General features: G+C 70.7%; 14 protein-coding genes. 7 read left to right on the plus strand and 7 right to left on the minus strand.

The features are described 5' to 3' along the window. Window positions 1–927 (minus strand): HpcH/HpaI aldolase/citrate lyase family protein (locus KME77_RS24025; protein ID WP_219471199.1); only part of this gene is annotated, 927 nt, incomplete at its 3' end. Window positions 928–987: 60 nt separating this feature from the next. On the opposite strand from KME77_RS24025, the gene KME77_RS24030 reads away from it, so the two are divergent. From KME77_RS24030 to KME77_RS24040, 3 genes are read left to right on the plus strand one after another with little or no spacing between them, the layout of a single operon-like run. Next, window positions 988–1,821 carry a DUF4429 domain-containing protein gene (locus tag KME77_RS24030; RefSeq protein WP_219471200.1) on the plus strand — a complete coding sequence of 278 codons (834 nt, stop codon included), beginning with the start codon at window positions 988–990 and terminating at the stop codon, window positions 1,819–1,821. A gap of 45 nt (window positions 1,822–1,866) precedes the next feature. Next, complete coding sequence (locus tag KME77_RS24035) at window positions 1,867–2,292, plus strand: VOC family protein (RefSeq protein ID WP_219471201.1); 426 nt, start codon at window positions 1,867–1,869, stop codon at window positions 2,290–2,292. Window positions 2,293–2,323: 31 nt separating this feature from the next. Next, window positions 2,324–2,701, plus strand: a complete 378-nt coding sequence (locus tag KME77_RS24040) for a hypothetical protein (RefSeq protein WP_219471202.1) — start codon at window positions 2,324–2,326, stop codon at window positions 2,699–2,701. 38 nt (window positions 2,702–2,739) lie between these two features. Here KME77_RS24040 and KME77_RS24045 read toward each other — a convergent pair whose 3' ends face one another. Then, a complete protein-coding gene (locus KME77_RS24045; protein WP_219471203.1) occupies window positions 2,740–3,684 on the minus strand; it encodes an EamA family transporter in 945 nt (314 codons plus the stop codon). A gap of 96 nt (window positions 3,685–3,780) precedes the next feature. Between KME77_RS24045 and KME77_RS24050 the strand changes: the two genes are divergently transcribed. Both KME77_RS24050 and KME77_RS24055 read left to right on the plus strand, forming a co-directional pair. Next, window positions 3,781–4,992: a magnesium transporter MgtE N-terminal domain-containing protein gene (locus KME77_RS24050; protein WP_308250869.1), complete on the plus strand. Its 1,212-nt coding sequence runs from the start codon at window positions 3,781–3,783 to the stop codon at window positions 4,990–4,992. Beyond that, window positions 4,982–5,470, plus strand: coding sequence for a DUF1003 domain-containing protein (locus KME77_RS24055; protein ID WP_219471204.1), 489 nt, complete (start codon window positions 4,982–4,984; stop codon window positions 5,468–5,470). Before KME77_RS24050 ends, KME77_RS24055 begins: the two co-directional genes overlap by 11 nt. On the opposite strand, the gene KME77_RS24060 is transcribed toward KME77_RS24055, so the two are convergent. Then, on the minus strand, window positions 5,454–5,915 hold the full coding sequence (locus tag KME77_RS24060) for a MarR family winged helix-turn-helix transcriptional regulator (RefSeq protein WP_308250870.1): 462 nt from the start codon (window positions 5,913–5,915) through the stop codon (window positions 5,454–5,456). The genes KME77_RS24055 and KME77_RS24060 overlap by 17 nt on opposite strands. 160 nt (window positions 5,916–6,075) lie before the next feature. Between KME77_RS24060 and KME77_RS24065 the strand changes: the two genes are divergently transcribed. After that, window positions 6,076–7,215 (plus strand): Mrp/NBP35 family ATP-binding protein, encoded by a 1,140-nt coding sequence (locus tag KME77_RS24065; RefSeq protein WP_219471205.1) that lies wholly within the window; start codon window positions 6,076–6,078, stop codon window positions 7,213–7,215. Window positions 7,216–7,438: 223 nt separating this feature from the next. Here KME77_RS24065 and KME77_RS24070 read toward each other — a convergent pair whose 3' ends face one another. From KME77_RS24070 to sigE, 4 genes are all read right to left on the minus strand, one after another. Next, window positions 7,439–7,798 carry a sec-independent translocase gene (locus KME77_RS24070; protein ID WP_308250871.1) on the minus strand — a complete coding sequence of 120 codons (360 nt, stop codon included), beginning with the start codon at window positions 7,796–7,798 and terminating at the stop codon, window positions 7,439–7,441. 98 nt (window positions 7,799–7,896) lie between these two features. Continuing rightward, window positions 7,897–9,468 carry a S1C family serine protease gene (locus KME77_RS24075; protein ID WP_219471206.1) on the minus strand — a complete coding sequence of 524 codons (1,572 nt, stop codon included), beginning with the start codon at window positions 9,466–9,468 and terminating at the stop codon, window positions 7,897–7,899. Between the two features lie 194 nt (window positions 9,469–9,662). Further along, window positions 9,663–10,178, minus strand: a complete 516-nt coding sequence (locus KME77_RS24080; protein WP_308250872.1) for an anti-sigma factor family protein — start codon at window positions 10,176–10,178, stop codon at window positions 9,663–9,665. Between the two features lie 22 nt (window positions 10,179–10,200). Then, on the minus strand, window positions 10,201–10,821 hold the full coding sequence (gene sigE, locus KME77_RS24085; RefSeq protein ID WP_372451219.1) for an RNA polymerase sigma factor SigE: 621 nt from the start codon (window positions 10,819–10,821) through the stop codon (window positions 10,201–10,203). Between the two features lie 194 nt (window positions 10,822–11,015). On the opposite strand from sigE, the gene KME77_RS24090 reads away from it, so the two are divergent. Continuing rightward, on the plus strand, window positions 11,016–11,654 hold the full coding sequence (locus KME77_RS24090) for an O-methyltransferase (protein ID WP_219471208.1): 639 nt from the start codon (window positions 11,016–11,018) through the stop codon (window positions 11,652–11,654). Window positions 11,655–11,699 lie beyond the last annotated feature (45 nt).

Below are 11,699 nucleotides of genomic sequence, written 5' to 3' on the forward strand. Positions count from 1 at the left end.
GCTGAACGTCCTCGTACGGCTCAGCCCGGCAGCCCGTCCCTTGGCCGCCACGACGAGCGCCATCTTGCGTGACGCCTCGTCGATCATCTCCTCGCCCAGCATGACCGCGCCGCGCCTCTCGACCGTCGTGAAGTACTCGTACGCCTCCAGGACGATCTCGGCGTGGTCGTAGTCCTCCTGGGACGGCGAGAACACCTCGTTGGCCGCCTCCACCTGCAACGGATGGAGCACCCACTTGCCGTCGAAGCCCAGCGCCGCGGCCCGCCTGGCCACCCGCTTGTACCCTTCGACGTCCTTGATCTGCAGGTACGGTCCGTCGATCACCTGGAGGTCGTGCATCCGCGCGGCCATGAGCAGCCGCATCAGGATGTAGTGGTAGGCGTCGCCCTCGGTGTAGCCGGGCGGCTGCTCGCCCACGACCATCGTGCGCATGTTGACCGAGGCCATGAAGTCCGCCGGCCCGAACACCAGCGCCTCCAGCCGCCTCGACGACCCGGCGATGGCGTCGACGTTGACGAGGCCGCGCGCGTTCTCGATCTGCGCCTCGATGCCGATCCGGCCCACCTCCAGCCCCATCGTCTTCTCGATCTGGGTGAGCAGCGTGTCGAGCCACACGACCTCGGTCGTCTCCTGCACCTTCGGCAGGATCAGGCAGTCGAGGTGGTGCCCGGCGCCCTCCACGACCTCGATGACGTCGCGGTACGTCCACTGCGTCGACAGGTCGTTGACCCGCACCACCCGGGTCTTGCCGCTCCAGTCGCCCTCGCGCAGGGCGGTCACGACGTTCTTGCGGGCCTCGTCCTTGGCGAGCGGCGCGACGGAGTCCTCGAGATCGAGGAACACCTCGTCGACGGGCAGGGTCTGGGCCTTCTCCAGGAAGCGGGGGTTGCTGCCGGGGACGGAGAGGACGGATCGTCGTGAGCGCATGCGCCCACGCTAGCCCGCCGGGCGGCCGCGCATCGCGGGGCCTCCCGTTAGTCTGGATCTGTGGATGACGTCCTGAAGGGCCGTGACAGCACATGGGTGTTCGAGGCGGACGCCTTACGCATCACCCCGGACCCTTCGAAGGCTCCCAAGCTCCACTCCGAACTCGGCGAACGGCTGCTGCCGTACGCGGCGCTGGCCGACGTCACCCTCACCCCCGGCAAGCGCGGGACGGTGGTCCTGCGCGTCCTTCCCCGGCGCGGCGCCGACCCGGTCGCCACGGTCGCGGCCGGGCAGCTCAAGGAGTCGCTCGACCCCAACCGGCTGGTGCTGCCGGCCGAGAAGGAGACGCTGGCCGAGTACTACGCCGACGAGATGCGCGCGGCCGTCACCGACGGCCGGCCCGCCGAGCGCTTCCTCGTCGCGGGCCCTTCCGCGCCGCGCAGCTTCAAGGCGTGGGACGGGGCGGCCTCCTTCGACGGCGAGACGGTCTCGTTCACCTGGTTCTGGTCCGGCGCCACCACGGCCAAGTACTCGGCGGGCGACCAGCGTTACCGAGTCGCCGACCTGGAGGGCGTCGAGTGGCACGCCCCGGAGGCGGCCAGCGGGTCGATGCGGTTGAAGGTGCGCGGGCGGCAGGCCGTCCCGGACGCCTCCAAGGACCCGGCCGCCGTCGTCTTCGGCCTCGGTTACGGCGCCACCCATCAGTCGCTGCCGTTCGCCGCCGCCGTGCTGGCCGCCGTTCCCGCGTTCGCCCCGATGCTGACCGGCGCGCCCTCACCGGCGCGCGACGACACGACCGATCTGATACTCAAGCTGGCCGAGCTGCGGGACGCCGGGGTGCTGACGGAGCAGGAGTTCCAGTCGAAGAAGGCGGAGCTGCTCTCCCGGCTGTGACCTCGATGCCGCTAGGGTCGGTGGTCGCGACACCGGGGAGATCACATGACATCTGTTATCCGACATATCACTGTTGACTGCGCGCAACCGCACGAGCCTTACGAACTGGCCGAGTTCTGGGGCAAGGTGCTCGGCCATCCCGTCGATCCCGCGGACGAGCCGGGTGACGACGAGGTGGGCCTCGCGGTCCCGCCCGGCCATCCGACCATGCTGTTCGTCCGTGTGCCGGAGAAGAAGACGCTGAAGAACAGGCTGCACCTCGACCTGGAGCCGCATCAGTCGCGTGACGAGGAGGTCGAGCGGGTCGTCGCCCTCGGCGCGACCGTCGTCGACGACCGCCGCAGACCGAACGGCAGGGGCTGGGTGGTCATGGCCGACCCGGCCGGGAACGAGTTCTGCGTCGAGCTGAGCGCGGCCGAGCGCGCCGTGGCCATGGAGGCCGAGGAGCAGGCCGCCGCGGCGGTGGAGTAGCCGCTCCGCCGCGCCCGGGTACAGTCGAGGCGTGAGCGACACCACCGGCGACACCACCGCTGCGATCCAGGAGGGCGCGAAGAAGTCAGGCGTCCTCTGGCTCACCCTCGACCGTCCCCGCCTGGCCTGGCACACCTGGCACGAGGGCGCCATCTACCTGGTCACCGGCGGCGGCGAGCAGGACCTGCCCGGCCTGGCCGGGCTCGGCACCGTCGGCGTCACGCTGCGCAGCAAGGACAACGGCGCCAGGCTGGTCGGCTTCGACGCCGACGTGCTGGTGGTGGACCAGGCAGCCGAGCCCGAGGCGGTCGCCGCGCTGGCCAAGGACCGGCTCAACGCCCCCGACAGCGAGCACCTGACCGAGCGCTGGGCCAGGGACGCCACGGTCGTGCGGCTCACCCCGCGCTGACGGTCACCGCACGCCGGCGGTCACCGCGCCGACGGCGCTCATCCCACGCTGACGGGCCGTTCCAGCTCCTCGACGACGCCCTGACGGCCGGCGGTCGCGGTCTGGGCCAGCAGCGCGCCGGTGAGCACGATCAGCCCGCCGACGATCTGGAACGCCCCGAGCGTCTCCCCCAGCAGCGCCCACGCCACGACCGCTCCCGCGATGACCTCCAGCGAGGCCACCGTGGCGCCCACGGCCGCCGAGAGCCGCCGCACCGCGTTCACCCCCAGGATGTACGCGATCGCCGTGGCGATCAGCACCATCACCAGGTACGCGACCAGCACCGGCAGCGCACGCGCGCCCGAGGGGTCGGCGACGGCGCCGAAGGCGGACCAGGGGATGTCCCACGGCTGGGCGAACGGCGCCAGCACCACGGCCGACCCGACGAGCCCCCAGCCGATCAGCCCGAGCGGGTCGATCTCGTCCCCGAAGCTATCGCTCATCAGGAAATATCCGGCGCAGCACGCCCCGGCCAGCAGCCCGAGCAGCAGCCCCACCGCGTCCAGCCGCAGCCCCTGCCACACCTCCACGACGATGGCCAGGCCGATGACCGCCGCCACCGCCCCGACGTAGGCCGCCCTGGCCAGCCGCACGCGGCGCACGTACCGCACCCAGATCACCACCATGACCGGCGCCATGAACTCCAGCAGCAGCGCCACGCCCACCGGCAGCCGGGTGATGGCCACGAAGTAGAGGGACTGGACCGCGGCCACCGCCACGCTCGCGTACAGGACGAAGAAGGGCAGCTTCGAGCGGGGGATCCGCAGCGCCCGCGGCCGCACCACGGCCAGCACGGCCACCAGCAGCAGCCCGGCGCCGGCCATCCGCACCCAGACGGCCTCGATCGGCGCCAGTCCGGCGGCGATCAGGTACTTGGCCATCGGCCCCGAGAACCCGAAACAGCACGCGGACACAAAAGCCAGTGCGAGCCCCGTGTACCTCATGACCCACCCCTGCCCAAGTAATTAGCATAAAACGCGTTTGATACTGACATGCCAGGCGGCCGAGGCGCAACGGGGCAGCGCTGTTAGCCTTCTGACGTGAAGATCTTCGTGGGGCGCCTGGCGGGAACGCCCGTCTTCGACCCCGCGGGCGACCAGATCGGCCGCATCAGGGACGTCGTGGTCGGCCCGTACGACGGCAGGCCGCCGAGCGTGCACGGCATGGTGGTCGAGGTCCAGCCGCGGCGGCGGGTGTTCCTGCCCATCACGCGGGTGCGCGGCATCGAGGCCGGCGCGGTCGTCTTCACCGGCCGGCTCAACATGCGCAGGTTCGAGCAGCGCGCCACCGAGACCCTGGTCATCGCCCAGATGCTGGACCTCAAGGTGCGCGTCCACGGCGAGAACATGGTCGTCTACGACGTCGCGGTGGAGGAGATCAAGCCGACGTCCTGGCGGATCACCAAGGTGGCCGTCCACCGGGGCAGGCGGCGGCGGGAGATGCGGGTCGTCGGCTGGAGCGAGGTGTCGGGGTTCGGCGCGCTGCAGAACGACCAGGGCGCCGCCGGGATGCTCGCGGCCTTCGAGTCGCTGCGCGCCGCGGACCTGGCCAGCGCCCTGCACGACCTGCCGGGCAAACGGCGCATCGAGGTCGCCCGCGCGCTCGACGACGACCGCCTGGCCGACCTGCTGGAGGAGCTGCCGCCCGGCGACCAGATCGACATCCTGCGCTCGCTGGAGATCGAGCGGGCCGCCGACGTGCTGGAGGAGATGGGCCCCGACGACGCCGCCGACCTGCTGCACGACCTGCCGGACGAGCAGGCGAGCCGGCTGCTGGCGCTGATGGAGCCGGGCGAGGCCGCGCCCGTGCGGCGGCTGCTCACGTACGCGGACGACACCGCGGGCGGCATGATGACCAGCGAGCCGGTGATCCTGCCGCCCAACGCCACGGTCGCCGAGGCGCTGGCGCACATCCGGCAGAAGGACCTCACGCCCGCCGTCGCCGCCCAGGTCTATGTCACCAGGCCGCCCAACGAGACGCCGACCGGCAGGTACCTGGGCGTGACCCACTTCCAGCGGCTGCTGCGCGACCCGCCGTCCACGCTGCTCGGCGGCGCCCTCGACCCCTCGATCGACCCGATCAGGCCCGAGCTGACCGTCCACGAGGTCGCCTACTACCTGGCCAACTACAACCTCGTCGCGGCGCCCGTCGTGGACGAGCACGGCCGGCTGGTCGGCGCGGTCACCGTGGACGACGTGCTCGACCACATGCTTCCCGAGGACTGGCGCGAGAGGGCCCACCGTGACGACTGAACGCCTCGACCAGCCCCGGGAGCTGCGCCGCTCGCTGCGCCCGCACTACGACCCCGAGGCGTTCGGCCGCCTGTCCGAGCGCATCGCCCGCTTCCTGGGCACGGCGCGGTTCATCGTGTACATGACGGTGTTCGTCGCGGTGTGGGTGGTCTGGAACATCGCCGCCCCGGCGGGCCTGCGCTTCGACCCGTACCCGTTCATCTTCCTGACGCTCATGCTCTCGCTCCAGGCCTCCTACGCCGCGCCGCTGATCCTGCTGGCGCAGAACCGGCAGACCGACAGGGACCGCGTCCAGTACGAGCAGGACCGCGCGGCGGCCGAGCGCAACCAGGCCGACCTCGAATACCTGACCCGCGAGATCGCCGGGCTGCGGCTGGCGCTCGGCGAGGTGGCCACCCGCGACTACCTGCGCTCGGAGCTGCAGCGGCTGGCGGAGGAACTCAAGGAGCCGGATCGGAAGGTCAGTGAACGGCGCTGATCGGCAGCTTGGCCAGCATGTCGCGGACCAGGCCGATCTCGCCCGGCCCCAGCAGGTCGAGGAACTTGGCCCTGATCCCGCGCAGGTAGGTCGGCGTCGCCTCGGCCAGCCGCGCCGCGCCCGTGTCGGTCAGCACCGCGAACAGCCCCCGCGCGTCGTCGGCGCACGCCTCCCGCGCCACCAGCCCGTCGCGCTGCAGCCGGTCGATGAGCCTGGTCAGGCCGCTGCGCGAGAGCAGCACCCGGCCGGCCAGGTCGTTCATCCGCAGCCGCCGCGCCGGCGCCTCGGCCAGCTGCGTCAGCACGTCGTACGAGGCCAGCGGCAGGTCGTGGGCGACGAGCAGCTCGGACTCCAGGTGCCGGGCGATGTGCACGTGGGCCCGCTGCAGCATCCGCCAGACCGTCAGCTCCTCGATGGTCAGGCCCTCGTCGCGCAGAAGAGTCACGGAGTAACCTTAGAACGTTGCACAGACATCTAAACAGCTCGGATTATCTGGGCCGCGCCCCTGGTTCATACCATGGAGGGGCATCATCACCGGCGTACGCAGCGCCCGTTCACTCATAGACGACTAAGGAGGGACGGCACTCCCTCGTGCCGAGACTTCGATGGCACCAACCCAGGAACAGGTGACGGCCGCCCTCGCCACCGTCATCGACCCCGAGATCCGTCGCCCGATCACCGATCTCGGCATGGTCAAGAGCATCGACATCGGCTCCGGCGGTGTCGTGCGCGTCGGCGTCTACCTCACGGTGGCCGGATGTCCGATGAAGGACACCATCCGCCGCGACGTCACCACCTCGGTCGCCAAGCTCGACGGTGTCACGGGTGTGGAGATCGAGCTCGACGTGATGAGCACCGAGCAGCGCAAGACGCTCCAGACCAAGCTGCGCGGCGACAAGGGGCCCGAGAAGGAGATCCCCTTCAACCAGCCCGGCTCGCTGACCCGCGTCTTCGCGGTCGCCAGCGGCAAGGGCGGTGTCGGCAAGTCGTCGGTCACCGTCAACCTGGCCGCCTCCATGGCCGCCAGTGGGCTCAAGGTCGGCATCGTCGACGCCGACATCTACGGCCACAGCGTGCCGCGCATGCTGGGCGCCGCCGAACGGCCCACCAAGGTCGAGGACATGATCATGCCGCCGGTGGCGCATGACATCAAGGTCATCTCGGTGGGGATGTTCAAGCCCGAGGGCAACACGCCGGTCGTCTGGCGAGGGCCGATGCTCGACCGCGCCCTGCACCAGTTCCTGGCCGACGTCTACTGGGGCGACCTCGACGTCCTGCTGCTCGACCTGCCGCCCGGCACCGGCGACATCGCCATCTCGGTGGCGCAGCGGCTCCCGTCGGCCGAGCTCCTCGTCGTGACCACGCCGCAGATGGCGGCGGCCGAGGTCGCCGAGCGGGCCGGCTCCATCGCCGCCCAGACGCACCAGCAGATCGCCGGCGTCATCGAGAACATGGCGTGGCTGCCCTGCCCGCACTGCGACGAGCGCATCGCGGTCTTCGGCGAGGGCGGCGGCCAGACGGTCGCCGACGCGCTGACCCGCACCCTGGGCGCCCGCGTCCCCCTGCTCGGCCAGGTCCCCATCGACCTGCGCCTGCGCGAGGGCGGCGACGAGGGCAAGCCCCTGGTCCTGACCGACCCCGACTCCCCCGCCGCGGCCGAGCTGCGCTCCATCGCGGCAGGCCTCAGCAAACGCTCCAACAGCCTCAAGGGCCTCCAACTGGGCCTGGCCCCCAACCGCCGCTAGTACGGGGTCCCCTACCAGGCCCACGCGCTCCAGAGGACCGCGTGGGCCTTCGCATGCCTACGGCAAGCCCGTCGCGCCTACGGGTAGGGAAAAGGGCGGCCATGGTCAACTCTGCGCACGTCACGGCGCCCAGCCCGGGAACCGGAGGAGCGTGCCCCTGGAGGGAGCCCAGCCACGTACGGCGAGTGGGTCCGGCCCATGCCGGCCGTAAAAAATGGTGAGATCAGGTGGCTTCGGAGTCGTAGGGGGGGAGTTCGCCGTAGCTCAGTTCGTCGACCGGCTCCGGGGTGTAGGTCGCGGCGGCCGGCTCAAGCTGCGGCGTGGTCGTGTTGTTCCACGACTCGTCGTCCTCCAGCAGGTGCTTGCGGACGAAGTTGCGCGGGTTGAGGTCGGCCGGGTCGAAGTCCTTGAACTCCGGCCCCAGCCCCGCGCGCAGGTCGTCGCGCGCGTTGTTCGCCATCCGGCGCAGGTTGCGCAGGGTCTTGCCGGCCTGCGAGGCCGCCTGGGGCAGCTTGTCGGGACCGAAGACGAGCAACGCGATGATGACCAGCGCGCCGATCTCCATCCACCCGAGTCCGAACACCGTGAGCTCCTACCGTCCAGCCGTGGCCGGGGAGAACCCCGGACCACTCCAGACTAAGGGCAATACACCCCAGGTCGGTCTCCCGCCCCCGGCCGAAATCACGACGGCGTGGGCGTCGGCTCGTCCTCGGCGGTGACGACCAGGGTGGCGGTGCTCTCCTGGCCGGAGCGCTGGTACTTGACGGTGATCTTGGATCCGGGCGCCTTGCTGCGGATCAGCGCGATCAGCTCGTTGCCGTCCTGAAGGGTCAGGCCGTCGATCTCCAGGATCACGTCACCGGCTTTGAGGCCGGCCTTGGCGGCGGGGCCGCCCGCGTCCACCGGCTGGCGTCCCTCGACGGGCCCGCCGGCGATCTTCACGCCCTGGCCCTTGTAGTCCTTGTCGAGCACGATGCCGATCTTCGGGCGCTTGGCCTTGCCGGTCGTGATGAGCTCCTGGGCCACGCGACGGGCCTGGTTGACCGGGATGGCGAAGCCGAGGCCGATGCTGCCGCCCTGGCTGCTCATGGAGCGGCTGAGGGTCGCGATGGCGGAGTTGACGCCCACGACCTCCCCCTTGCCGTTGACGAGCGGGCCGCCCGAGTTGCCGGGGTTGATGGCGGCGTCGGTCTGGATGGCGCTGATGTAGGCGGGCTCCTCCGTGCTCGCCCCGCTCTCGTCGCCGGCGATGACCGGGCGGTTCAGGGAGCTGACGATGCCGGTGGTCACCGTGCCGGTCAGGCCGAGCGGGGAGCCGATCGCGATGACCGGGTCGCCCACGACCACCTGGTCGGAGTTGCCGAGGTTGATCTCCGGCGTCCCGAACGTCTCCTCCGGCTTGACCACGGCCAGGTCGGAGCCCGGGTCGCGGCCGACGATGCGGCCGGTGGTGGTCTTGCGGTTGTTGAACATGATCTGGATGTCGCCGCCGTTGGCGGCCGGGGCGACCACGTGGTTGTTGGTCACCACGTACCCGTCCTTGATCAGGAACCCGGAGCCGGAGACGCCTTCGTTGCTGTTGGCGTTGACCTCCAGCGAGACCACGCTGGGCAGCACGCGCGAGGCCACCCCGGCGACGGAGTCGGGCGCCCGGTTGGTGGCGGCGCTCGGCAGCGGGCCGAGGTCGTAGGAGGGGTTCGTGCCGCTGCTGGACCTGGTCACCAGATAGGTGCCGACGCTGCCGAGCCCCGAGGCGATCAGGGCGATGACGGCGGCGAGCACGACCAGCAGGCCGGTGCTCGGGCCGCGCCTGGGGGCCGCCGCGGTGGCGCCGCCGGGCGGCGGCGGCGCCCAGCCAGCGCCCATGCCGAGCGCGTTGACCGGAGGAGGCGGCGGTGGTGTCCTGTCGCCGCCGTAGGGCGGCGCGCCCGCCGAGCTGCCGAAGAACGGGCTCTCGTAGGAGCGGGTGCTGTTCGGCTGAGAAGCGCCCTCCGCGCCGCCCGGACCCTGCCCCACCGGACCTGAGCCTGCCTGGCCCGGCGCGGGGTAGGAGGGGCTGCCGTAGACCGTGGTGTCCTGGGACCGGCCCGAGGGGTCGCCCCAGCGGCCGTTGTCGCGGCCGGTCTCCATTGTCTCGGACCGCCATCCAGGCTGCTCGGCCTGCTCGTCGGCGGGCAGGAACTCCGGCCGCCCCTGTGGCTCAGGGAAGTCCGACGGCATGCGTCCATCGTCGGGGCGCGACTCGTCGGTCATCTAGATCTCACCACTCCTTGCCTCGGACACCGTAATCATGGCGCGAACGGCATACGAGAGTCGTAAAGCTATTGTCAGGCCTTCACCTGACAAATGCTGATTCCCGAACTCAGATCGTATGCCCCTGTTGCCGTCGACTACGCCAAACGAGTATCCCAGGCCCTCCTGAGAGCCACCTGTGGGCCCCGGCAGGGTCAAGGAGTGGCGGTCGGGAAGGTGGCGTGCGGTGCGGCCGGCGCGGAGCGCGGAGCCTGGTTGTTGAACAGTTCGAGCGGCGGGTTCGGGGCGCCTCCCGTGCCCGAGACGGCGAAGAAGGTGCCCAGCGCCACGGCCGCGGACACCACGCCGACCGCTACATAGGTGGAACGGCGCCTAGCTCCACGGCCAGGACCCGAAGCGCCACCGGTGGCGTCCCTGCGCGGGCGGTTGTCCAGAGGAGCGATGCTGTGCGGCCCGGGGATGGGCACCCCTCCGAACGTCCGGGTAGGGAAAGGCCGCTCCCTGGGCGGCAGCGGGCCACCCGGCTCGGCCATGCGCAGCAACGACATGGTGAGATCGGCCGGCATCGCCGGGCCGTCGAGCGAGCGCAGGCGCGACTTCAGCGCCCGCATCGACTCGACCTCTCGCCTGCAGTCGCCGCAGAAGGTCAGATGGGCAAGGGCGCGGTCGCGTTCGGTGTGATTGAGCTCACCGTCCACAAGCGCGGACACACGTTCTCCAAGATGCGACATATCAGACTTCCTCCCCACGAGTCCCGGACGGGAATGATGGCGGGGGGAGTTGGGAATTACGGGGGGCCCGGTGATCGAGCGCCTCCCGCAACTGCGCCCGGCCACGGTGAATACGGCTTCGGACCGTACCCAGCTTGACGCCGAGCGTGGCCGCGATCTCCTCGTACGACAGGCCTTCGATGTCACACAGCACGATCGCGGCCCGGAACTCCGGCGCGAGCGCGTCGAGCGCCGCCTGGATGTCCGGTTCGAGATGAGCGTCGTCGAAAGCCTGCGCCGGCGACGGCTCGCGACCGCGCAGCCGCTCGGCCGCGTCGTCGGCGAGGCCCTCGAACCGGATGCGCTGCTTGCGCCGCGCCATGTCGAGGAACAGGTTCGTCGTGATCCGGTGCAGCCAGCCCTCGAACGTGCCGGGGGTGTAACTCGACAGGGACCTGAAGACCCGCACAAAGACCTCCTGAGTGAGGTCTTCGGCATCGTGGACGTTGCCGGTCAGGCGATACGCCAGCCGGTAGACGCGTGCGGAATGAGTCCGCACCACTTCCTCCCAGGTGGGAGGAGTCCAGTCAGACACGGGAGTATCGGCCTGGTGGTCACTTTCGTCCACCAGAACTCCTCTCATTGGGACCACCGCTACCGCCATAGTGCCTGGTTTCGTCCCTTCATGCGTACTGCCTGCCTTCCGGACCGGCAAAGCCCGTTTAAACCTGCAACGCCTTAGGGTGCTCCTGAGTTCCCGTCCCGGCGTGTCTCCCCTAGGCTGCGATCGGTGCCAATCACGCGGACCAATCGCACGAAAGTGGGGGGAGGAGGCCGATGACCAGTCCGGTAGAGGCCACTCTGGCCTATGCGGAGCAGTTCCATCTCGAGGATGAGATCCTGCACGCGGCGCGGCAGCGCGGCCAGGAGATGGGCGCCCCGCCCATCCTTCCCGGGGGCGGTGCGGCGCTCTGTTTCCTCGCGACGGCGCTCAACGCCAAGTCGGTCGTCGAGATCGGCACCGGCTGCGGGGTCTCCGGCCTGTGGCTGCTGCGCGGCATGCGCCCCGACGGCACGCTGACCAGCGTGGACGTCGAGCCGGAGCACCAGCGGCTGGCCAGGCAGGCGTTCGCCGAGGCCGGGTTCTCGGGCGGGCGGGTGCGGCTGATCGCCGGCCGCGGGCTCGACGTGCTGCCCCGGCTCTCCGACGGCGGCTACGACATGGTCTTCGCCGACGGGGCCAAGCAGGAGTACGCCGACTACCTGGCCGAGGCCGTCAGGCTGCTGCGCGTGGGCGGCATCGTGGCCTTCGACAACGCGCTGTGGCACGACCGCGTGGCCGACCCCACGCAGCGCGACCCCGACACGGTGGCGCTGCGCGAGCTCGGCAAGCTCGTCCAGGGCGACGACCGGCTGCGCTCCGTGATGATCCCGCTCGGCGACGGCCTGCTCGCCGCCATCAAGATCTCCACCTGACGGCCGGGCCGCCCGTCGAGATCGCCGCCCGGCCGCCGGCCCCCC

Origin of the sequence: Nonomuraea rhizosphaerae, from assembly GCF_019396405.1 — a bacterium.
GTDB classification, from domain to species: Bacteria; Actinomycetota; Actinomycetes; order Streptosporangiales; family Streptosporangiaceae; genus Nonomuraea; species Nonomuraea rhizosphaerae.